Consider the following 22,185-nt stretch of genomic DNA (forward strand, 5'->3'; position numbering starts at 1 on the left):
GTCCTGGATGGCGGCCCCGCACCGTTCCAGCCGCCAGGGCCGGAAACCGATACGGGGCCGCATCCACGTTACTTGCCCCGGGTCAGGCTGCGATAGTCGGTCTGGCGATGGAACCAGTAGGTGAAGCCGTCGATATCCTTGGCCATCACCGCATCAAGGGCCGGCTGCCACAGCATCACCACCGGCGCCTTCTCGGCGGCGATCGCCACCATCCGGCGTGCCGCCGTCTCATAGGCCGCCGGGTCGCGCTCATAGCGGGCCTTGGCGGTCAGCTCGGCCAGTTCCTCGTCGACGAACGAGCCATAGTTCCAGCGGGTCTCGCCCTGGAAGAACACCCGGAAGAAATAATCCGCCGAGGGCAGCCAGGCGATGGCGCTTTCCGTGAAGAAGGGCAGCTTCTTCTCCGAGATCAGGGTGCCCATCTGGGCATCCGGCACCTTCTCGACCGTGACGTCGATACCGATCTTGGCCAGCGATTCCTTCAGCAGCGCCGCGATCGGCTCACTGGTGGCCGCCGAGCCGACATTGAACGAGAAGGTGGTCTTGAAACCGCCCGGATGGCCGGCTTCGGCCAGAAGCGCCTTGGCCTTGTCCAGATTGGTCGAGAACGGCAGGCGCTGCGGGAACTTGCCGGTATCCGGCAGGCCATTCTCCCACTTGGCACCCCAGAGCGGCGCGCCGCGACGATAGAGCGCCGCCGTGAACATGTCGTCGAACGGCAGGGCATAGGCCACGGCCTGACGCACCTTCGGATCATCGAACGGCGCCATGCGGGTGTTGAAGGCGATCATCTGGAAGGCGTTGATCTGCGGGATCGACACCACCTTGACCGCGTCACGATCCTTCAGCGCCAGAACGTCGCTGGACTGAAGATCGATCGAGAGGTCGGCGTCGCCGCGCTCGATCAGGCTGGCGCGGGTCGATGCCTCGGGCACGGTCTGAACGATGATCCGCTTGAAATAGGGCAGCGGGCCGCTCTTCCAGTCGTCGAAGCGGTCCAGCACCACCTGCTGGCCGGCCTTGAACGACGACACCTTGTAGGCGCCGCCCGATGCCTGATTTTCCTTCAGCCATTCGGTGGCCCAGGGATCTTCGGCGGTCGCATGTTCCTTGGCGAGGTCGCTGTTCAGGATCACCGGGAACACCACCGCCAGATTGGGCACGGCCAGCCGGTCGGGCTTGTCCAGGGTCACCTGGATGGTGTGCTGATCGACGATCTTGAACTGATCGGGCGACTTCAGCGAGCCGGTGCCCATCTGCGCGCCGGGGCCCTTCAGCGACACCGCGCGGTCCAGCGACCACTTGACGTCCTCGGCCGTGATCGGCGAGCCGTCGTGGAAGGTCGCATCCTTGCGCAGGTTGAAGGTGACGGTCAGGCCGTCATCGCTGATGGTGAAGCTTTCGGCCAGCTCCCCCTTCATCTTGTCGAAATCGTAGATATAGCCGTCGCCGAACTTCTTGCGGTCCCAGGTCACCAGCCGGTCATAGATGTTCCAGTTCAGGCCGAAGCCGTCGCGGGTGATGCCCTGCATGCCGGCATCCAGGCTGTTGACCTGGCCGCCGGTCACGACGCGCAGCGTCTCTTCCCGGCTCTGCGCCTGGGCGGCACCCGCGATGCCGATCAGCGTCAGCGCCGCCGACGCCGCCGCTGCGAAAAGGTGAGCGCGTATGCGCCCCCTTGGCCGTGTGTGCAGCATTCCTGCCTCCTGTCGATGGTCCCGTGCGGTTCTTGTTTGGAATCGTCCGTCTCGGGGGCTTCAAGGACGGTCGTCTGCCCGCCCCTGTCCGGAACCCGCGGCGCTCCCCGCCTGGCCAGGCTCCGGATGTGGACGGGATAGAGATTGGTCAGGCGGCGGCGGCGGTCTGACGCACGCCCAGCATCTCGCGGGCCTCGTCGGGGGTCGCCACCGGCCGGCCCAGCTCTTCCACGATGCGGCGGATCTTGGCGACCTGCTCGGCATTCGACTGAGCCATCCGGCCGGGGCCGGCATAGAGGCTGTCTTCCATGCCGACCCGGACATGGCCGCCCATCGCGGCCGCCATGGTCGCGAAATTGATCTGATGGCGGCCGGCGGCCAGCACCGACCATTCGAAGGCGTCGCCGAACAGGCGGTCCGCGATGGTCTTCATATGCGCCAGATTGTCGGGGTCGGCGCCGATGCCGCCCAGAATACCGAACACCATCTGCACGAACAGCGGCGGGGTCGCCAGCTTGCGGTCCAGGAAATGCGCCAGCGTATACAGATGGCCGACGTCATAGCATTCGTATTCGAACCGGGCACCACGGGTCTCGCCCATCTCGCGCAGGATGGTCTCGATATCGCCGAAGGTGTTGCGGAAGATCACGTTCTTGGTGGCCTCGACATAGGGCTTCTCCCACGGGAAGCGCCAGTCCTGATAGCGGCTGCCAAGGTCGGAATAGACGAAGTTCATCGAGCCCATGTTCAGCGAGCAGATCTCGGGCGCCAGACCCAGCGGCCCTTCAAGCCGCTGCTCCATGGTCATGGCGGTGGAGCCGCCGGTGGTGATGTTGATCACCGCGTCGCATTGCTGGCGGATACGCGGCACGAAGCCTTCGTAATGGGCAAGCTTCGGGCTCGGCCGGCCATCCTCGGGGTCACGGGCATGCAGATGCAGGATCGCGGCGCCCGCCTTGGCGGCATCCACGGCCTGGGTCGCGATGTCGTTGGGCGTGAACGGCAGATGCGGCGACATGGTCGGCGTATGAACCGCCCCGGTCACGGCGCAACTGATGATCAGCTTCTTGGGCGCAGTGCGTTTCTTCGCGGGGGCGGCATCCGCGGCGTTGGTTTCGGGCGCTCCGGCCATGGGGTGGTTCCTTCGTATCCTGCGGGGAGGGTGGCGCGGGTCCGGTCGGTCGCGGTGCATCAGGCCGACCGATCCCCTCGCCGCCCGGCAGATGCGCAGGCATCTGCCATAACGGCCGGTCGCGGATCGTATCGTGCTGTCAGGGGGCAGCCGCTTTCGGGGTGTCTACCGGGTCGGCGTCGTTTCTCGTTCGATCTTTGATCAAAGATTTGATCATATGGCCCCCACTTGTCAAACTGCTTGTGCATGAAAACCGACAGACGGGGGTACACGATGTTGAGAGGCACCCTGCCCGAGCCGACGCCATCGACGGCGTGGTTCTGGGAGGCCGCGGCGCGCGGCGAACTGCATGTGCAGGCCTGCGACGCCTGCGGCGACCGCCATTTCCCGCCCCGGCCGTTCTGCCCGTCCTGCGGCAGCCGCGACGTGACGGCCCTGCGGTGTTCGGGGCGCGCCACGCTGCACAGCTATGTCATCAACCACATGGTGCCCAAGGATGGCGACGGCCCCTATGCGGTGGCGGTCGTCCGTCTTGAAGAAGGGCCGATGATGATGACCAACATCGTCGATTGCCCGCAGACACCCGAAGCCCTGGTGCTGGACATGGCCCTGGAGGTGGTGTTCGACCGGGTGTCCGACACCATCACCCTGGCCAAATTCCGCCCGGCCGGCACCGCTGCATCCGGAGAGGCCACATGAGCCTGACCCGCCCCCTCGCCTCGATCGTCGGTGCCGCCGAAACCACCCGGCTGGGCATCCTGCCCGACATGTCCGAACTGGACCTGCACGCCGATGCCGCCCTGAACGCGCTGGCCGATTGCGGCCTGACACCGGCCGATATCGACGGTATCGCCACCGCGGGCGAAAACCCGGCCATGCTGGCGCAGTATCTGGGCATCACGCCGACCTGGGTGGACGCCACCAATATCGGCGGCTGCTCGTTCATGACCCATGTCGCCCACGCGGCGGCCGCCATCCAGGCCGGTCTGTGCCAGACGGTGCTGATCACCCATGGTGAGAGCGGCCGGTCGCGGGTTGGCAATGTCCCCTGGACGGTGCCGGCCCATTCGCTGATGGGCCAGTTCGAACTGGGCTATACCCCCACCATGGCGGCAACCCTGTTCACGATCCCGGCCCTGCGCTACATGAAGACCTTCGGCGTCACCGAAGAGGATCTGGCCCGGGTCACCGTGGTGCAGCGGCAATGGGCCGGCTTCCATCCCCGTGCCTTCCGCCGCGATCCGGTGACGATCGATCAGGTGCTGGCGTCACGCATGATCGCCTGGCCGTTCCGGATTCTGATGTGCTGTCTGGTTACCGATGGCGGCGGCGCGCTGATCGTGACCTCGCCCGACCGCGCGGTCGATTTCCCGACCCGGCCGGTCGACGTGATCGGCACCGGTGAAAGCGTCGAGCATCTGATGATCACCGAGATGAAGGATTATACCGCCTCGCGCGCCTTCAAGGTGGCGGGGGATGCGGCCTTCGCCTCGGCCGGTATTGCCCGTGACGATGTCGATCATCTGATGATCTATGATGCCTTCGCCCATGTGCCGCTCTATGGCCTGGAAGCGCTTGGGTTCGTGAAGCCGGGCGAGGCGGCGGGCTTCATCGCCGACGGCCATACCGCCCCCGGCGGCCGGCTGCCGATGAACACCAATGGCGGCGGCATCAACTATATGCATTCCGGCATGTATGGCATGTATGCGTTGCAAGAGGCGGTGCGCCAGATGCGCGGCACCGCACCGGCCGGCGCGCAGGTACAGGACGCGAAAATCTCGGTGGTCCAGGGGGTCGGCGGCATGTTCGGCACCGCCGGCACGGTGGTTCTGGCGCGGCGCTGACCATCACCCGGTCACCATGGCCGACGTCATGCCATAAAACCGATTGATTGTTCCAGGGCATGGCCACAGATCTTTAAAAGATCATCGGAATTGGGGGGGCGGCGTGATGCGTGGACTGGTTCTGACAATCGCGTTGGCGGGCCTGATGATGGGATGTGCCCCTCCCCCCGTAGACTGGGACCGTTTGAATTATACGGATGGAAAAGCTGCAGGCTCAAACGATCCCCCGGATGTGACGGACCTGCAGGACCAGACTCATGGCGACGGTGATGGTGCAGGGTCTGGAGGATCAGGTGTCGGCCCCAATGGCTGACGGATCGCACGTCAAAGACCACGTCACGGAGAAACGGGCATCACCTTCAGGAAGGGCGCGGCAGCACCACGCGCACGGCAAGGCCGGTCTCGCCGCCGCCGGCCGCCTGTCGGTCGACCAGTTCCAGCCGTCCGCCATGCAGTTCGGCATAATGCCGCGCCAGCGGCAGGCCCAGCCCCACTCCCGATGTCGCCACCCGCACATCACCCGATGGCGTGGCGAAGGGTTCGGTCAGGCCATGCAGCCGGTCGGCGGCGATGCCGGGGCCATCATCGACAATGTCGATCACAACCGCCTCCGGCCGGGTGCCGTCGACCCGCACCTGAACGCAGCCGCCCTCCCGCCCGTGGCGGACGGCGTTGTCGATCAGCGCCTGCGCCATCCGCGACAACAGCCTGGGGTCGGCTTCCGTCATCGCCGCCCCCAGAGTCAGCAGGTCCAGGTGGGCACCATGGCGGCGCAGGGCCGTACCGCAGGCGGCGGCCGCCTCGGCCACGATCTGCGCCAGATCGACCGGCTGACGGTCGGGTATCAGGCTGCCGGTCTCGATATTGGCCAGATCCAGCAGGCCATCGATGACCTGAAGCAGATGACGCCCGGCAACCGAGACATGTCCGGCATAGTCCTTGTAGGTCCGCACACCCACCGGCCCCAGCATCTCGCCCTCGATGACATCGGCAAAGCCGATGACCGCGTTCAGCGGCGTGCGCAATTCGTGGCTCATATGGGCCAGGAACAGTGACTTGGCGGCGCTGGCGGCAATGGCGCGGTTCTGCGCCGCCAGGATGTCGAACTGGGCGCGTTTCATCGCCGAGATGTCGATCGACATCACCACGGCGCCGCCCGGCAGCCCCTGAGCGTCGACCACCGCCGTCACCGTGGTTTGAAACCAGCGGGTCGCGCCGCCGACCATGACGGGAAAATCGTGGCTCGCCTCGGATTTCTGGCCCGACAGCACCGACAGCACCGCCTGGACCATGCCGGCGGGCAAAGGTCGCGCCGCATCGGTCTCACCCGCCATGGGATACCCGCCGGCACTGCCGAAGCCGTCGCGCCGCCCCCGGAAATCGCGGCCGATCCGGATATCCGGGGCGGTGTCGCCCAGATCCGTCGCCAGCCGGTGCCATGCCCGGTTCATCGCCACCACATTGCCGGCCGCGTCCAGCAGCCACACCACCGCCGGGATGGAATCCAGGATGGCCGACTGCACACGCAGCAGCCGGTCGGAATCGGCCTGACGCATCCGCAGCACCCGGTTGGCCAACTCGCGTTCGGTGATGTCGAAGGCGGCGGTCAGAATTGCCGGGCGCCCCTGCCATTCAAGCCTGTGGGTGACGATCTCGACATGAAAGGTATCGCCATTGGCCGCCCGATGCCGCCAGGGGCCGCTCACCTCATGGGCGCGCGCCCGTGTGGACAGCACCTGCATCACCGCGGGCACGTCCTCGGCCGGCCGCAGATCCAGCAGGGACATGCCAAGCAGCGTTTGGGCGTCGTAACCATATTTGGCCACCATCGCCTCGTTGACCGACAGCAGCCGCAGGTCGTGCTCGTCATAGATCCACATCGGCACCGGATTGGCATCGTAAAGCGCCCGGAACATGCGCTCGCGCGCTTCCGCCGCCTCGGCCCCCTGCCGTCCACCGTCCGGGTCACGCAGCACCGCCATCCAGCCGCCTGTGAACAGGCCGCGTGGCGCCAGACAGCTTATGTCGAGGCGGGCAACGGCTGCCTCGCCATCGGCGCGGGGATCCAGAACCGCGACACGTTCGGCCTGACCCGACGCCAGACTGCGGCCGATCGCCGCCCTCAGCGGCCCCACCACACCCGGCCGGTCCAGTGGCGGCGGCAGCGCGGCAAAGGGGGCGACGGCACTGAAATGGCGGCTCGCATGGCTCAGCTCCGATGGCGGCCCGTCGACCGGGCGCGCCTCGACGATCAGCACGCCGTCATCCACCGCGTCGAGCGCGCCCGCCAGCAGCCGTGCCCGCTCATCGGCCGCCATGCCGTTCAGGATCAACTGCAACTGTGCGGCCAGATCCGCCACCAGATCCGGATCGACGGACACGATGCCGCCCGGCATGGTCAGGGTCAATAGCACCGGGCGGGGGCGCACCGCCAGCCGCACGACCTGCTCGGTCCGCCCGCCACGGCTGTCGTCGCCGCCGGCCGCCAGTGGTCCGCTCCAGTCGACAAGGCACTGCACCGCCGACGAGGCAGGGGCCGACAGCCACAGAACCACGCGGGCGGCACCGAAGGCGTCGCCGATCGCGCCGGCCCAGGCTCTGATTGCCTCGGCATGGCCGCCTGCCGCAGCCGCGGCGCGCAAACACATCCGGTTGAGCGCGATCGGATCGATCGCCATCCCGGCCTCCCGTCCGACGGTGCAATCGCCCGTCCCTGATACCTGATCCCAAGCAGACGATACACGGTCGCCCCGCCTGCGTCATGCGATCAGCAGGGTTGAACAGAGATCACCGGATGATGCCCCGACGGCCGGACATGACAAGGGCGCCGAAGCTGACTCCGGCGCCCCTTGAAGTGCTTATATCGCGTAGAAATACATCCTGAAGATGCATTCCATATCGGGTGACGGTCAGGCGGCGGCCGTCATGCTCCTGTATTTATTCACCGGCACATCACTCCGCCGCCGTCGGCAGCTTGCGATCCACCGGTGTCGGCGCGGTCCTGGCCGCCAGCTTGCCCAGAGCCTCGAACATCGGCGAGAAATTCGGCCGTTTGACATAGCGGCCACGGCCGGTGCGTACGTCCAGCGATCCGTTCTTCCACACCACCTCGCCGGCCGACACCGTCACCGCCGCCGATCCTTCCACGGTCATGCCCTCGAAGATGTTGAAGTCGATCTTCTGATGGTGGGTCTTGGCCGAGATCGTCCGGCTGGCCTTGGGATCCCAGACCACCAGATCGGCATCGGCGCCCGGCGTGATCGCGCCCTTGCGCGGATAGATGTTGAAGATCTTGGCGGCATTGGCCGAGGTGGCGGCGACGAATTCATTGGGCGTCATCCGCCCGGCATTGACGCCGTGATGCCACAGCACCGCCATGCGGTCCTCCACACCGGCGGTGCCGTTCGGGATCTTGGTGAAATCGCCCAGCCCCATGCGCTTCTGATCGGCGCAGAAGCAGCAGTGATCGGTCGCCGTGGTTTGCAGATTGCCCGACTGCAACCCCTTCCACAGCGCCGCCTGATGTTCTTTGGACCGGAAAGGCGGGCTCATCACATAGGCCGCCGCCGTGTCCCAGTCGGGATGGCGATAGACGCTGTCATCGACCACCAGATGGCCGGCCAGCACCTCGCCGAACACCCGCTGGCCTTCCAGCCGCGCGCGGGTGATCGCCTCCAGGCTCTCCTTGCACGAAACATGGACGATATAGATCGGCACGCCCAGCACCTGGGCGATGCGGATCGCGCGGTTCGCGGCCTCGCCCTCCACCTCGGGCGGGCGCGACAGCGGGTGGCCCTCGGGGCCGGTGAAGCCGCGCTCCTTGATCTTCTGTTGCAGGGTCCAGACCAGTTCGCCGTTCTCGGCATGAACGGTCGGCATCGCCCCAAGCTCAAGCGCGCGTTCGAAGCTGCGCACCAGCACTTCATCAGGCGCCATGATTGCGCCCTTATAGGCCATGAAATGCTTGAAGCTGTTGACGCCCTCGTCACGCACCAGCGTGCCCATATCGGCATGCACGCTGTCGTCCCACCAGGTGACGGCGACATGGAAGCCGTAATCGGCCACCGACTTCTCCGCCCAGCCGCGCCAGGTGCGGAAGGCGTCCATCAGCGGCTGCTGCGGGTCGGGGATCACGAAATCGATGATCGAGGTGGTGCCGCCGGCCAGGGCCGCGGCGGTGCCGCTCTCGAAATCCTCGCTGGTGACCGTGCCCATGAACGGCAGTTGCATATGGGTGTGGGGATCGATGCCGCCCGGCATCACCAGCGCGCCGCCGGCATCGATCACCTCGGCGCCCGCGGGCACGTCAAGCGCCTCGCCGACCGCGGCGATCCGGCCATCGGCACAATAGACGTCGGCACGCATCGTCTGGTCGGCGGTGACGACCGTGCCTCCCTTGATCAGCAGCGACATTGGTTCTGCTCCCTTGGTGACGGTTCAGAGGTGACAGTTCAGATGGGCCGGATGGCGGGGCGCTCAGGCGGATGCCCTGCCCCGCATCAGGCCAAGATAGACAATGGCGGAGACGGCCAGCCCCACGAACCAGGCATAGCCATAGATCCGGATCCAGATCTCGTCCACCGGACCGATGATGGCGGCGGTGGACAGGAAACCCGGCAGATTGGGCAGGATGCCGATGATCAAGGCGATCACCGCGGCCGGGTTCCAGCCGCCGCGATAGCTGTAGGGGCCATCGGACCTGAACAGCGCATCCACATCCAGCCGCGTGCGGCGGATGAAGAAGTAGTCCGCGATCAGCAGCCCGGCGATCGGCCCCAGCAGCGCCGAATAGCCGATCAGCCAGACGAACAGATAACCACCGGCCGATTCCAGCAGCTTCCAGGGAAACATCGCGATGCCGATGCCGGCGGTGATGTACCCCCCCATCCTGAACGAAATCCGCGACGGCGCCAGATTGGAAAAGCCATTGGCCGGCGCCACCATGTTGGCGGCGATGTTGGTGGTGAGTGTGGCGATCAGCAGCGCGCCCAGCGCCAGCACCACGCCCAGCCCGCCCATGCGGCCGGCCAGCGCCACGGGATCCCAGATCGCCTCGCCATAGATGACCACGGTGGCCGAGGTGACCGCGACGCCGATGAAGGCGAACAGCGCCATCGGCAGCGGCAGCCCCACCGCCTGGCCCAGGAACTGGTCGCGCTGGCTGCGAGCGAAGCGGGTGAAATCGGGAATGTTCAGCGCCATCGTCGCCCAGAAGCCGACCATGGCGGTCAGGCCCGGCCAGAAGGCCGACCAGAACTGCCCCTCCTTCGCGCCGCCGGGGCCGAAGGCGGACGGCTGCGACAGCATCACCCCGAAGCCGCCGGCATTGACATAGGCCCAGCCCAGCAGCACCAGCCCCATGCCCAGCAGCACCGGGGCCGCCGCCTTTTCCAGCCAGCGGATCGATTCCGTGCCCTTGGCCACGAAATACAGATGCAGCGCCCAGAACGCCAGGAAGCTGAGCAACTGCGCCAGATCGATGCCCAGCAGCGGCAGCGGCGTGCCGGTCACCGCATCGCCGGTGATGGCGTTCAGAATGACATAGATCGCCGATCCGCCGACCCAGGTGTTGATGCCGAACCAGCCGCAGGCGACCAGCCCGCGCATCAGCGCCGGCAATCTGGCACCGCGCGTGCCGAAAGAGGCCCGCAGCAGCACCGGAAACGGAATCCCATGCTTGGCGCCGGCATGGCCGATCAGCAGCATCGGCACCAGCACCACCACATTGCCGGCCAGCACGGTCAACACCGCCTGCCACCAGTTCATGCCTTCCGACACCAGGCCGGCGGCGATCATATAGGTGGGCACGCAGACCACCATCCCCACCCACAGGGCGGCGATCGACGGCCAGTCCCAGCTCCGCTGATCGGCCGTGGTCGGGGCCAGATCGGCATTCCACAGCGATGGATCATGCGCCCGGGCGCGGTTGCCGGCGGATGTGGTACCCGACGGGGCCGCCCCGCGCGCGGCGGCCCCGTATTGAACATGGTCTGACATGGCGTTCGACGATCCTTCCGGTCGTGTCCATGAAGGGTGCGGCCCCGTCGGGCCGGCCCCGCCCCGCCATCGCGCGCGGACGCGGGGGCTGGATGGCGGATCGGGGCGGCCGGCCGGGACGATCAGGAAAAGGTGCCGGCAGACCTATTCGGCGGCGTCGGCATTGGCCATCGGGTTGTTGGGATGCTGGGTCCAGTTCTGGTATTCGGTGCCGGCATCGACCCGTTCCATGGTGATGCAGCTTGGCACCGGGCAGGCCAGCATGCACAGATTGCAGCCGACGCATTCGGCATCGACCACCTCGAAATGGCGCTTGCCGTCCTTCAGGGCGGTGATCGCCTGATGCGAGGTGTCTTCACAGGCGATATGGCACAGCCCGCATTTGATGCACTGGTCCTGATCGATCCGGGCCTTGATGTCGTATTTCATGTTCAGGAACTGCCAGTCGGTGACGTTCGGCACCGCCCGGCCGCGGACGTCGTCGAGGCTGCGATAGCCCTTTTCGTCCATCCAGTTGTTCAGCCCGTCGATCATGTCCTGAACGATCCGGAAGCCGTAATGCATCGCGGCGGTGCAGACCTGCACGCTGCCGCAGCCGAGCGCGATGAACTCGGCGCTGTCCTTCCAGCTCTGGATGCCGCCGATGCCCGAAATCGGCAGGCCCTGGGTCGCCGGATCACGCGCGATCTCGGCCACCATGTTGAGCGCGATCGGCTTCACCGCCGGGCCGCAATAGCCGCCATGGGTGCCCTTGCCATCCACGGTCGGCTCGGGCGCCATCAGGTCCAGATCGACCGAGACGATCGAGTTGATGGTGTTGATCAGCGACACCGCATCGGCGCCGCCATTCTTCGCCGCCCGCGCCGACTGGCGGACATCGGTGATGTTGGGGGTCAGCTTGACGATGGTCGGCAGGCGCGAATGCTTTTTCACCCAGCGCGTGACCATCTCGACATATTCCGGCACCTGACCGACCGCGGCCCCCATGCCGCGTTCCGACATGCCGTGCGGGCAGCCGAAGTTCAGCTCCACCCCATCGCAGCCGGTTTCTTCCACCATCGGCAGGATATAGGCCCAGTCGGCCTCGTTGCACGGCACCATCAGCGAGACGATGACCGCGCGGTCCGGCCAGTTGCGCTTGACCCGCGCGATCTCTTCCAGATTGACCGCGAGCGGCCGGTCGGTGATCAACTCGATATTGTTCAGGCCGGCGATGCGCTGGCCGTTATACGACACCGCGCCATAGCGCGACGACACGTTCACCACCGGCGGGTCGATGCCGAGCGTCTTCCAGACCACCCCGCCCCAGCCTGCCTCGAAGGCGCGCACGACATTGTATTCCTTGTCGGTCGGCGGCGCCGATGCCAGCCAGAACGGATTGGGGGAGCGGATACCAGCGAAGGTACAGGACAGATCGGCCATGACGACGATCCTTTCAAATGGGTCGGAAAATCAGGCCGCTCAGGCCGCCACGCCGTCCAGCGCCGCCAGGGTCGCGGCAATCGACAGCGCCGCGCGCTTGCCGTGCTCGACCGCCTGCACCGTCAGGTCGATGCCGCCCTCGACGCAGTCGCCACCCGCCCAGACGCCGGCGAGCGAGGTGGCCATGCCGCCATCGACGACGATGCGGCCACCGGCCATCTCCAGCACCGCGGCGCCACCGAAGCCATCCGGCACCAGCACCTGACCGATCGCCAGCAGCACCTGATCGGCGGCGATCACCCGGCGGTCGCCGGTATCCTGCGGCCGGCCATCGGCATCGGGGGCGGTATAGGCGAATTCAACCCCGGTCACCCGGCCCTCGACGCCATGCACCGCCACCGGCCGCAGCCAGGTGCGCAGCACCACGCCATTGGTCCGGGCGAAATCCTGCTCGTCGGGCGTGGCGCTCATCTCGGCCGTTCCGCGCCGATAGACCATGGTCACGTCCTCGGCGCCGAGCTTCATCGACTGCACCGCCGCATCGACCGCGGTGTTGCCGCCGCCGATCACCACCACCTGCCGGCCGACCGTGACGTGGTCAAGATCATCGGCCTGCCGCAGCCGGGCGATGAAATCCACCGCCGGCTCCACCCCGGCCAGATCCTCGCCCGGGCTGCCCAGCGCGCGCACCGCCCCCAGGCCCAGCCCCAGGAACACCGCGTCATAGCCGGCGCGCAGCTCATCCAGGGTGATGTCGCGGCCCAGCATCTGGCCGGTCTTCACCGTGATGCCGCCGATCGACAGGATCCACGCCACCTCGCGCGCCGCGAAATCATCGACGGTCTTATAGGCGGCGATGCCGTATTCGTTCAGGCCGCCCAGCTTGTCGCGGGCATCAAAGATCGTCACCTCATGGCCCAGCATCGCCAGCCGGTGGGCGCAAGCCAGACCCGCCGGCCCGCCCCCCACCACCGCCACATGCCGCCCGGTCGGGGCGCCGCGCTGGAAGAGCGGCACGGGCGGCATCGTGCCCGATCCATAGACCCAGTCGGTGGCATGGCGCTGCAACAGCCCGATCTCCACCGGCTTCTCGTCCTGGTCATGGCGCACACAGGCCTGTTCGCACAGGATCTCGGTCGGGCAGACCCGCGCGCACATGCCGCCCATGATATTGGCCGACAGGATATCGGTTGCCGCCCCCTTCATGTTGTCGGTGGCGATCTTGCGGATGAAGCTGGGGATGTCGATGCCGGTCGGGCATGCGGTCACGCAGGGCGCATCCCAGCAGAAATGGCAGCGGCTCGCCTCCACCAGCGCCGCGCGTTTGTCGAGCGGCGGATGGGCGTCGAGGAAGTTCTGTCGGATCGCGTCGGCCGGCAGACGGCCGGCGCGGATATCACCCGTCTCGTCCATGATGAAGCTCGTCCTTTGTCGGTCGTTTGTTGTCGGCCGCGGCTCTCTCAACGAAGGGTTGACCCGGACCATAAAGCCCGGTCCCCTCACGGGTCCGTCGATCCGTCCGCCATGGCGGGGGCGATGCCCCGCCATGGCTTGGTCGTGGCGTCCGGTGATCAGGCCGCGTCGGCCTTGTTCGCCGAGCCTCCCGCATTGGCGCCCCCGGCATTGGCACGCTCCAGCATCGCGCCCAGCAGCACCTCGCAGCCGGCCGACACCCATTCGGGCTTGGCGTCCTCGACCTCGTTGTGGCTGATGCCGTCGATGCAGGGGATGAAGATCATGCCCGTGGGCGCCACCTTGGCCAGATAGCAGGCGTCATGGCCGGCGCCCGAGACGATGTCGCGGTTGCTGAACCCGGCCGCCGCCGTGGCCGCGCGCACCGCCGCGACGCAATCGGCATCGAACGGCACCGGCGCGTAATAGAAGATCTGCTCGACCTCGGCGGTCAGCTTGCCCTCGGCCAGGATCTCGTTCAGGGCGGCGTGGAATTCATCGGCCATCTTCGCCAGCACCGCATCATCGGGATGGCGCAGATCGACCGTGAAGAACACCCGGCCGGGAATGACGTTGCGGCTGTTGGGATAGACCTGCATCAAGCCCACGGTGGCGCAGGCGACCGGCGCATTGTCGAGGCCGATCCGGTTCACCGCCTGCACCATCCGCGCGGCACCCAGCAGGGCATCGCGGCGGATCGGCATCGGCGTCGGGCCGGCATGGGCTTCCTGGCCGGTCAGCGTCACCTCGAACCAGCGCTGGCCCTGGGCATGGGTGACGATGCCGATGGTCTTGTCCTCGGCCTCAAGGATCGGGCCCTGCTCGATATGGGCCTCGAAATAGGCGCCCACCGGCTTGCCCATCGGCTGTTCGCCGGCATAGCCGATCCGCGCCAGTTCCTGGCCCATGGTGCGGCCATCCTGGTCGGCGCGCGACAACCCGTAATCCAGATCGAACACGCCCGCGAACACGCCCGACGCCACCATCGCCGGGGCGAAGCGCGAGCCTTCCTCATTGGTCCAGACCGCCACCTCGACCGGGGCCTCGGTCTCGTAATTCAGGTCGTTCAGGGTGCGCAGCACCTCAAGCCCGGCCAGCACGCCATAGACACCATCGAACCGGCCGCCGGTCGGCTGGCTGTCCAGATGGCTGCCGGTCATCACCGGCGGCAGCGACGGGTTGCGGCCCTCGCGGCGGGCGAAGATGTTGCCCATCTTGTCGACGGTGATCGTGCAGCCGGCATCCTTCGCCCATTGCACGAACAGGTCGCGGCCCTGGCGGTCCAGATCGGTCAGCGCCAGGCGGCAGACGCCGCCCTTGTCGGTGGCACCGATCTTCGCCATTTCCATCAGGCTGTCCCAGAGCCGGTCGCCATTGATCCGGATATTCGACATGGTGTGCTCGTCCCCTGATCTGGTCTGGATATCGGGCCGGGTGCAGCCCGCCACATGGCCGGCCGCTGGCCCATTACCGGGCAAGTCTAGCCCATTGCCGGAAAATTGAACTGGGCACCAGACCGGATACCGGTGGGCCAGCGCTGGGTGACGGTCTTCAGGCGGGTGTAGAACTTCACCCCCTCCGGCCCATAGATGTGATGGGCGCCGAACAGCGATTTCTTCCAGCCGCCAAAGCTGTGATAGGCCACCGGCACCGGGATCGGCACGTTCACGCCCACCATGCCGATCCGCACCCGGGCGATGAAATCGCGCGCGGCATCGCCATCACGGGTGAACAGCGCCGTGCCATTGCCATATTCATGGGCGTTGATCATCGCGACCGCGTCTTCATACGATCCGCTGCGCACCACCGACAGCACCGGGCCGAAGATCTCCTCGCGATAGATCGCCATATCGGTCGTCACCCGGTCGAACAGGGTGCCGCCGACGAAATAGCCGCCCTCATAGCCCTGCAGGCGGAAATCGCGGCCATCGACCACCAGCCGCGCGCCCTCGGCCACGCCCTGGTCGATATAGCCGCGCACCTTGCGGGCGTGGATGTCAGAAATCAGCGGCCCCATCTCGGCATCCGGGTCGGTGGCCGGGCCCACCTTCAGCGCCTCCACCCGTGGCGCCAGCTTCTCGATCAGCCGGTCGGCCGTGCCCTCGCCCACCGGCACCGCCACCGAAATCGCCATGCAGCGTTCGCCGGCCGACCCGTATCCCGCCCCCATCAGCGCATCCACCGCCTGGTCCAGATCGGCATCGGGCAGGATGACCATGTGGTTCTTGGCGCCGCCCAGCGCCTGCACCCGCTTGCCGTTGGCGGTGCCGGTGGCATAGACATACTGCGCGATCGGGGTGGAGCCCACGAAGCTCACCGCCTCGACCCGCGGATCGCTCAACAGCACGTCCACGGCCTCTTTGTCGCCGTGGACCACGTTCAGCACCCCCGCCGGCAGGCCGGCTTCATGGGCCAGTTCCGCCACCAGCAATGCCGCACTCGGGTCTTTCTCCGACGGCTTCAGCACGAAGGTGTTGCCGGCGGCGATCGCCAGCGGAAACATCCACAGCGGCACCATCGCCGGGAAATTGAACGGCGTGATGCCGGCCACCACCCCCAGCGGCTCGCGCATGTCGAAGCTGTCGATCATCGGGCCGACATTGCGGCTGTATTCACCCTTCAGCAATTGCGGAATGCCGCAGGCGAATTCCACCACCTCCATGCCGCGCGCCACCTCGCCCAGGGCATCGGCATGGGTCTTGCCGTGCTCGGCGCTGATCGCGCGGGCGATGTCGTCGGCGCGCGCCTCCAGCAACTCCTTGAACTTGAACATCACCCGCGCCCGCCGCGCCGGCGGGGTCGCCGCCCAGGCCGGAAACGCCTCGGCCGCCACATCGATCGCGCGGGTCACCTCGGCCGCGGTCGCAAGGCCCAGATCGGCCACCTGCTCGCCGGTCGCCGGGTTGAACACGGGCGCGCGGCGCGGGCCTTCAGGGGCCGTGCGGGTGCCGCCGATCAGATGCGCGATGGTCCGGGACATGGGATCTCTCTTCATATGGCGGATGCGGGGGAGAAGGTGGGTGCGGGGGGATAGGCAGGATGTCGACGGCAACGTATGGGCACCGGAATCCCCTCCGGGCCACAGATCAGCCGTCGCCGCGATCACAGACGATCGCACGGATGGGACCAAACGGCATGGCAGCACGCAACGGCCAGCCACGGATCGCGGGCCACGCGCGCGTCTATCCGCGCGAGCGCGTCTGCGCGGAGTCGGGGTCTCGTGTCATTCCAAATGGCCTCCCGGCGGTCGATCGAAGGCATGGGACGGGGTGTCCGGCGTTCGCGTCGGCGCGGTTTGCCTGCTCTCACTGTCATGGGCGGCGCCGGTTCCTTGTTGGCCGGCGCTCGTCCTCACCGGGCCGCTTGACGCGGCCTCTCGGATCTTGTTTCTGATCTGGTTCTGAAACGATGTTGCGCAAGCGGCGCCGCATCCGTGCCAGCGGCGACCCGACCTTGTCGATCTTCATCGCCTGAAGAACAGGTTAGACGTATCCTGACCAAGCGGTCAAGATGTCCTGAACAGGTTTCGCACGCCACCATCCACGAGACACCGATCAACCGCCGCCCCCTGACTCGAGGAACGCCCCCAGATGACCACGGCCAGCCCCTCCGGCGCCGACACCCCCGCGCGCGCCCTGCCCCGCAAGGCGCAGATCCGCGAGGAAAACACCGTGGCCATCCTGGCCGCGGCCGAAGAGGTGTTCGCCGAAATGGGCTTCCGTGGCGCCAGCACCGCCGCCATCGCCGAACGCGCCGGCGTGCCCAAAGCCAACCTGCACTATTATTTCCGCACCAAGAACCAGCTCTACGCCCGCGTGCTGGAAAGCATCATCGCCGAATGGTTCGAAGCCGCCGACCGCTTCGGCGTCAGCGACGACCCGGTCGAGGCCATCGGCCACTATGTCCGCGCCAAAATGGAGCTGTCCCGCACCCGCCCCGCCGCCTCGAAGGTCTTCGCCAACGAGGTCATCCACGGCGCCCCCCAGTTGATGGGCTATCTGCGCACCACCCTGCGCCAATGGGCCGCCACCCGCGCCGCCGATATCGACCGCTGGGCAGCCCAGGGCCGCATCGACCCCGTCGACCCATACCACCTGCTGTTCATGATCTGGGCCATCACCCAGCACTACGCCGATTTCTCCTGCCAGATCCAGGCCGTGCTCGACCGCGACCGCCTCCCCCGCGCCGAATTCGACCGCGCCGCCGACCAGATCACCCGCATCATCGTCAAAGGCATCGGCGCACTGGATCGCCGACCGGAGCCCGACACGACGGACTGACGGCGGGCGCGCGCGCCGGACGCGCGCGGACGGAAGGAAGAGGCACGGGGGCCGCAGGCCCCCGTGGACCCCCGGGAACTGGAGCGAGAAACGAGCCCCGCCTGATCGCGCCGGGCACTTGCCGAGCCGACGCCATGCCCCATAAACTGGCTCAAGCGTCAGTCATCACGTGCAGGGGGCAACATGGCGTCAATCACGGCCAGCACCCCCGCCGATGAAACCGAACCGCAGACCACCCTGAACGACGCGGCCCGGCCCGAATGTCAGATCACTGAGGGCAGAATCCGCCTCGGCTCCCTGCTTGCAGCGATCGGCCGGGACGCCGGCGGCGCGGCACTCGATATCGATCGCGATCGCACACCCGCAGAACCGATCGACCTCGGATAATCCGGCCGGGCACCACGATGATCTCCGCCACCGGCCAGCCTGACGGCGGCAAGGACACGAGCGGACGGGCGCGGCGGAAGGAAGAGAAGGAAGAGAAGGAAGAGGCACGGGGGCCGCAGGCCCCCGTGGGCCCCCGGTTTCTGTCTGTCGGGAACCACACACCATTGAAACGCGCCAACGACAGTGGTTCAGACGTCGAGCGCGCCGACCACTCGGTGGAGAACGGCCACCGTTTCATCGGCATCCCGATGCCGCACCGGCGGGGTCAGCGTCTCGGTGATCACACCCCCGGCGGAACGCTCCACCAGCCGCCGCACCGCGCCGATTGTCGTGCCCGACGATCTGGCCATCCGTATCACCACATAGCAGCCCGATGTAACCGGCCGTGCCGGGTCCACCAGAACGACCTGCCCCGGCGAATAGCGCGGCTCCATGCTCTCGCCGTGCACAAAGACGCCATACGCGGCCGGTGCACGATCCAGCGAGCGCGGCCGATCGATGTACTGAACCACCACATCATCCATACGCAAGGCGCCGTCGAATTCACGCGACGCGTTGCCGAACACCGGCAACAACTCAGCGTCGCGAGCCTGCGGAGCCGGCCGTGCGGCCAGTTGCGGGGGCGCGGTCAGGAAAGCATCACCAACCGGACCATCGGAGAAGAACGCATCCTCGCGCACACCAAGCACGCGGGCGATGCGCCGGATCCAATCGGGCGACAGCTTGCGCTCCCCAGTCTCCAGACGGTGGATCTGCTGATAGCTGGTGTTGAGGCGATCGGCCAGTTCCCTGCGCGACAGCCCTGCCGCGTCGCGCAGGATCGTCAGCCGGGCGGCCTCCTTGGGTGGCATTGTCATGGATGCGATCCCACCAGATCGCCCCGTCATCCGAATAGCACCATTACGATGATTCTGGTTTGATATTGACACCATTTTGGTGCTAATCCTGAGCGGTAACCAGACGCAGTCACTCAACACAGGTCCATCGTCGAGGAGACACCCCATGGCGAAGGCCGAAGACGCGCAACACCGTCATGAGTCGCCCCCCTGCCCCGTCGCCACCCTGGCGGCGGATTGGGCCATTCTCGATGACCAGGTTCTTGAGCATTGGTCGGCTCCAGAGGGCGAGCCCGGCATCTGTATCGCCCTCGACACATGGCGCAACGCGATCGCCACACAGGCACTGACCCTGACAGCGACCTCCACCGCCGGCGCCGCGTTTCAGTCCTATCTGGTCGGCCTCAACATCGCGATCGCCGACAGCCCCGACCTGACGCCCGATGACCGCAATCGCTATCTCAAAGCCGCCGCTGCGGGCGCACGCAACCTGACCCGGTATCTGACATTGGCGCGGCGGGAACAGACTGCGGGCTGATCCTGGCTGGAAAATGCAACCGTATGTAAGCGGTTGAAGCGCCAGACGGGACGAAAACCCCGGCGCGGTTAAAGCCGGCTGTCCACTGGCTCTGGCGCTCCATCATCAGGGCATGCATTGCGTCCGCGTGGGAAGCGACGCTCATCAGCACGACCGACATGTCCGCCATCTCGTTTCAATCCACGCTCCCGCACGGGGAGCGACCGGACCCCGACGCGCCATGGTCGGCCGAGGGCGAGTTTCAATTCACGCTCCCGCACGGGGAGCGACGTCACGGCCAGCAACGTGTTCGGCACCCATGTCCGGTTTCAATCCACGCTTCCGCACGGGGAGCGACGCACAGTGGGCGGTGGCATCAGACAGCATTGAGTGGTCCTCGCCTAATTGGAGGCCTGTCCCGTTCGTTTCCTATCAGGCTCCCAATAAGGCTGTCTAGTTCATCGCGCGGAAGTCCCAGTTCTGTAGCAATATCATCGCGTGTGACTCTTTCCTGCCAAAGTATTGTCAGCACCTTTTTCCACAGTACCGATGTTTCCCGCTCGATACCGACAGGCTCGCCTGACCGATAGCCTCGACGTGAAAGGTCGATGCAGATTGACTTGTACTGCCAATCTGATAACCGCCCAATGTGGTGTAACCGATAGGCAAAAGCTATTGCAGACACGCGCCAACGCAGCTTGGCCTTGAGGATGACGTCGGTCGAGATCATGCGCGGAACGCGCGCCAGCACATCGTCAGCAGGCATCAGGAAGGCAGAAGCAAAGCCGTTGGCCTCTTTCTCAAGCGAGCGATCACCTTTGGGATCACCATGCCTATGCAAGACTAAGTGACCAAGCTCATGAGCCGCGTCGAAGCGACTGCTTTCGGCGCTCTTGAAGTTGTTCAGGAATACGTAGGGCTTTCCACCACGCCAGAACGAGAAGGCGTTGACCGACGCCGTATTCTCAGACAGCGACAGCATTCGAATACCTTTGGTTTCCAGCAAGCCCAATAGATTGCCGACGGGCTGTTGCCCGATCCCCCAATGCTGACGCAGGCGGGCCGCAGCAACTTCAGGGTCTGTTTCCTCTGACAACTCGTCAGGGAAATCCGGATGGGGCAAGCCGAAGCGGTCCTCAATCCATCGATTGAGCAGCAAGCCGAGTGACCCCGCAGCGGTAGCTGCGTTCCGTTCGCGGGCAGTCATCTTTGAGAACGAGCGGAAGCTGACTGCCCCAACATCGACCTCCTCAATATCATCACCCTGGAAGAAGTTTAGCGGATAGCCCAAGGCCTCGCTCAACTTCTCAATGGTTTCGAGTTCCGGCTCATTGCGGCCCCTTTCAAGCCGCGTAATCGTGTCCACCCCAATTCCGGCCTTTTCAGCCAGAGCTTTGGCCGTCATGCCCCGCCTCGCCCGGGCGAGTGATAATCTCCCTGCGTTGAACATCGGTCGTTCTACTTACGAACGATCTGCGGCTCGAAATCATCCGCGACATCATCGGCATTGAGCGGCAGGATCGTGTCGTCTTCTTCAACGTCCTTGATCAGAAAGATGCGCTCTATAGCCGCCACGAAGGTGCCGCGGGCAATAACCGGGCGCGTGAGTTCTGCTCGGCCCTGCCGATCCATCATCAGGTAATACAGCGGAAGGCCATCAACTGGCTTCACCGCATAGGATTCGAGATCGCCCACTCCAGCGTGCTCAAAAAGGGTTGGCCCGCTGGCACGTTCCGCCCCCGCCCCCTTTTTGGAACGCGGTTTGGGATGATCGCGGCCGCAGGCTTCACCGACATTGCCGAAGGAGACCTTGACACCAATGGAGTCATTGCGGATCGACTCTATTCCGTCGCTGTCATCCTTCTCCCAATCGTCTCCCAGGTATTCGCGGCGGAGGGCTGCTACACCGTGATGGTAGGAGAAGGTACCAGGCGCATTCGACGGATGCAGGCCGGTAGCGTTGTTGCGTTCAGCTAGCGCGACGTGGATCACGCGGATCAATCCCTCGCGAGTCAATCCAAGCTGCTCGAGTCGCTGATCGACGTCGGCAGGATCCTGCAAAATTTTGGTTTTGACGTGCTCGGTCATACCTGCGCCTCGTGCCGATTTTCTCGACCTACAAAGTGGTTGAAAAAATCGACACGGTCAAGCTTCAGCTCGTGTTGACGCGGTGAGTAGGGGGGTGGGTCAGATGATCAGCGGCGCGTCGAAATCGGTGGCGGGTTTGGCGCCGACATGTTCCACCTTGGGGCGCCAGTTGGCGCCCAGGCGGTAGAAGCGCAGGCTGTCGCGGTCGGGGTCGATTTCTGAGAGCAGACGGGCGCGGAGCATGGCCCATTGGGCCGGGTCGACATCGCATTCGAACACGGAATATTGCACCCGCTGGCCGAAATCCTGGCAGGCGCGGGCCACGCGGCGCAGGCGGCGACAGGCGGTGCGTGCCTCGTAGGTGGTGTCACAGCAGGTTATTGGTGTGGAACACATCGCATCAAGAGAAATAATCATGGTGCAATGCACCCGATAAGACGGACGCGCGCCGCGCCACAAACCGGCACCACACTGTTGCCAGAACCGTCCGCCGCTCTATCATTCCCCATCGGATCGGCCCGCCCCCCCCCTTT

At 65.9% G+C, this 22,185-nt stretch carries 17 protein-coding genes; 4 read left to right on the forward strand and 13 right to left on the reverse strand.

Going from position 1 to position 22,185, the window contains the following annotated elements; genetic code table 11:
• Positions 1–68: 68 nt before the first annotated feature.
• Positions 69–1,697, reverse strand: a complete 1,629-nt coding sequence (locus WG924_RS13460; protein WP_345933553.1) for an ABC transporter substrate-binding protein — start codon at positions 1,695–1,697, stop codon at positions 69–71.
• Positions 1,698–1,845: 148 nt separating this feature from the next.
• Positions 1,846–2,829 carry a 3,5-dioxohexanoate:acetyl-CoA acetone transferase gene (gene kce, locus WG924_RS13465; RefSeq protein ID WP_345933554.1) on the reverse strand — a complete coding sequence of 328 codons (984 nt, stop codon included), beginning with the start codon at positions 2,827–2,829 and terminating at the stop codon, positions 1,846–1,848.
• 273 nt (positions 2,830–3,102) lie between these two features.
• Here kce and WG924_RS13470 point away from each other — a divergent pair, with 273 nt between their 5' ends.
• Both WG924_RS13470 and WG924_RS13475 read left to right on the forward strand, forming a co-directional pair.
• Positions 3,103–3,528 (forward strand): Zn-ribbon domain-containing OB-fold protein, encoded by a 426-nt coding sequence (locus WG924_RS13470; protein ID WP_345933555.1) that lies wholly within the window; start codon positions 3,103–3,105, stop codon positions 3,526–3,528.
• 2 nt (positions 3,529–3,530) lie between these two features.
• The gene (locus WG924_RS13475) at positions 3,531–4,673 is read left to right on the forward strand and encodes a thiolase C-terminal domain-containing protein (RefSeq protein ID WP_372045161.1); all 1,143 of its coding nucleotides are present in this window, start codon (positions 3,531–3,533) and stop codon (positions 4,671–4,673) included.
• 359 nt (positions 4,674–5,032) lie between these two features.
• On the opposite strand, the gene WG924_RS13480 is transcribed toward WG924_RS13475, so the two are convergent.
• From WG924_RS13480 to WG924_RS13510, 7 genes are all read right to left on the reverse strand, one after another.
• Positions 5,033–7,351, reverse strand: coding sequence for a PAS domain-containing sensor histidine kinase (locus tag WG924_RS13480; RefSeq protein WP_345933557.1), 2,319 nt, complete (start codon positions 7,349–7,351; stop codon positions 5,033–5,035).
• A gap of 274 nt (positions 7,352–7,625) precedes the next feature.
• Entirely contained in the window at positions 7,626–9,086 is a 1,461-nt protein-coding gene (hydA, locus tag WG924_RS13485; RefSeq protein WP_345933558.1) for a dihydropyrimidinase, read from the reverse strand.
• 63 nt (positions 9,087–9,149) lie between these two features.
• Positions 9,150–10,670, reverse strand: a complete 1,521-nt coding sequence (locus tag WG924_RS13490) for an NCS1 family nucleobase:cation symporter-1 (protein ID WP_345933559.1) — start codon at positions 10,668–10,670, stop codon at positions 9,150–9,152.
• A gap of 144 nt (positions 10,671–10,814) precedes the next feature.
• A complete protein-coding gene (gene preA, locus WG924_RS13495; RefSeq protein ID WP_345933560.1) occupies positions 10,815–12,092 on the reverse strand; it encodes an NAD-dependent dihydropyrimidine dehydrogenase subunit PreA in 1,278 nt (425 codons plus the stop codon).
• 39 nt (positions 12,093–12,131) lie between these two features.
• Complete coding sequence (locus WG924_RS13500) at positions 12,132–13,505, reverse strand: NAD(P)-dependent oxidoreductase (RefSeq protein WP_345933561.1); 1,374 nt, start codon at positions 13,503–13,505, stop codon at positions 12,132–12,134.
• Between the two features lie 158 nt (positions 13,506–13,663).
• Positions 13,664–14,938, reverse strand: coding sequence for a Zn-dependent hydrolase (locus WG924_RS13505; protein ID WP_345933562.1), 1,275 nt, complete (start codon positions 14,936–14,938; stop codon positions 13,664–13,666).
• An 86-nt stretch (positions 14,939–15,024) separates the two neighbouring features.
• Complete coding sequence (locus WG924_RS13510) at positions 15,025–16,524, reverse strand: CoA-acylating methylmalonate-semialdehyde dehydrogenase (RefSeq protein WP_345933563.1); 1,500 nt, start codon at positions 16,522–16,524, stop codon at positions 15,025–15,027.
• 610 nt (positions 16,525–17,134) lie between these two features.
• On the opposite strand from WG924_RS13510, the gene WG924_RS13515 reads away from it, so the two are divergent.
• Positions 17,135–17,824: a TetR/AcrR family transcriptional regulator gene (locus WG924_RS13515; protein WP_345933564.1), complete on the forward strand. Its 690-nt coding sequence runs from the start codon at positions 17,135–17,137 to the stop codon at positions 17,822–17,824.
• A gap of 575 nt (positions 17,825–18,399) precedes the next feature.
• On the opposite strand, the gene WG924_RS13525 is transcribed toward WG924_RS13515, so the two are convergent.
• Positions 18,400–19,068, reverse strand: coding sequence for an XRE family transcriptional regulator (locus tag WG924_RS13525; RefSeq protein ID WP_345933565.1), 669 nt, complete (start codon positions 19,066–19,068; stop codon positions 18,400–18,402).
• 145 nt (positions 19,069–19,213) lie between these two features.
• Between WG924_RS13525 and WG924_RS13530 the strand changes: the two genes are divergently transcribed.
• On the forward strand, positions 19,214–19,585 hold the full coding sequence (locus WG924_RS13530) for a hypothetical protein (RefSeq protein ID WP_345933566.1): 372 nt from the start codon (positions 19,214–19,216) through the stop codon (positions 19,583–19,585).
• Positions 19,586–19,940: 355 nt separating this feature from the next.
• Here WG924_RS13530 and WG924_RS13535 read toward each other — a convergent pair whose 3' ends face one another.
• From WG924_RS13535 to cas2, 3 genes are all read right to left on the reverse strand, one after another.
• Complete coding sequence (locus tag WG924_RS13535; protein ID WP_345933567.1) at positions 19,941–21,014, reverse strand: helix-turn-helix domain-containing protein; 1,074 nt, start codon at positions 21,012–21,014, stop codon at positions 19,941–19,943.
• 8 nt (positions 21,015–21,022) lie between these two features.
• A complete protein-coding gene (locus WG924_RS13540; RefSeq protein WP_345933568.1) occupies positions 21,023–21,652 on the reverse strand; it encodes a hypothetical protein in 630 nt (209 codons plus the stop codon).
• 99 nt (positions 21,653–21,751) lie between these two features.
• A complete protein-coding gene (gene cas2 / locus WG924_RS13545) occupies positions 21,752–22,048 on the reverse strand; it encodes a CRISPR-associated endonuclease Cas2 (protein ID WP_345933660.1) in 297 nt (98 codons plus the stop codon).
• Between the last annotated feature and the right edge of the window lie 137 nt (positions 22,049–22,185).

Origin of the sequence: Tistrella arctica, from assembly GCF_039630945.1 — a bacterium.
GTDB lineage: Bacteria > Pseudomonadota > Alphaproteobacteria > Tistrellales > Tistrellaceae > Tistrella > Tistrella bauzanensis.

Excerpts from the sequence above, each read along its gene's own strand:
- kce (WP_345933554.1), bottom strand. The coding sequence starts at position 2,829 with ATGGCCGGAGCGCCCGAAACCAACGCCGCGGATGCCGCCCCCGCGAAG.
- WG924_RS13480 (WP_345933557.1), bottom strand. The coding sequence starts at position 7,351 with ATGGCGATCGATCCGATCGCGCTCAACCGGATGTGTTTGCGCGCCGCG.
- WG924_RS13510 (WP_345933563.1), bottom strand. The coding sequence starts at position 16,524 with ATGTCCCGGACCATCGCGCATCTGATCGGCGGCACCCGCACGGCCCCT.
- WG924_RS13530 (WP_345933566.1), top strand. The coding sequence starts at position 19,214 with ATGGCGAAGGCCGAAGACGCGCAACACCGTCATGAGTCGCCCCCCTGC.
- WG924_RS13500 (WP_345933561.1), bottom strand. The coding sequence starts at position 13,505 with ATGGACGAGACGGGTGATATCCGCGCCGGCCGTCTGCCGGCCGACGCG.
- WG924_RS13515 (WP_345933564.1), top strand. The coding sequence starts at position 17,135 with ATGACCACGGCCAGCCCCTCCGGCGCCGACACCCCCGCGCGCGCCCTG.
- cas2 (WP_345933660.1), bottom strand. The coding sequence starts at position 22,048 with ATGTGTTCCACACCAATAACCTGCTGTGACACCACCTACGAGGCACGC.
- WG924_RS13490 (WP_345933559.1), bottom strand. The coding sequence starts at position 10,670 with ATGTCAGACCATGTTCAATACGGGGCCGCCGCGCGCGGGGCGGCCCCG.
- preA (WP_345933560.1), bottom strand. The coding sequence starts at position 12,092 with ATGGCCGATCTGTCCTGTACCTTCGCTGGTATCCGCTCCCCCAATCCG.
- WG924_RS13535 (WP_345933567.1), bottom strand. The coding sequence starts at position 21,014 with ATGTTCAACGCAGGGAGATTATCACTCGCCCGGGCGAGGCGGGGCATG.
- WG924_RS13460 (WP_345933553.1), bottom strand. The coding sequence starts at position 1,697 with ATGCTGCACACACGGCCAAGGGGGCGCATACGCGCTCACCTTTTCGCA.
- WG924_RS13505 (WP_345933562.1), bottom strand. The coding sequence starts at position 14,938 with ATGTCGAATATCCGGATCAATGGCGACCGGCTCTGGGACAGCCTGATG.
- WG924_RS13470 (WP_345933555.1), top strand. The coding sequence starts at position 3,103 with ATGTTGAGAGGCACCCTGCCCGAGCCGACGCCATCGACGGCGTGGTTC.
- WG924_RS13540 (WP_345933568.1), bottom strand. The coding sequence starts at position 21,652 with ATGACCGAGCACGTCAAAACCAAAATTTTGCAGGATCCTGCCGACGTC.
- WG924_RS13525 (WP_345933565.1), bottom strand. The coding sequence starts at position 19,068 with ATGACAATGCCACCCAAGGAGGCCGCCCGGCTGACGATCCTGCGCGAC.
- hydA (WP_345933558.1), bottom strand. The coding sequence starts at position 9,086 with ATGTCGCTGCTGATCAAGGGAGGCACGGTCGTCACCGCCGACCAGACG.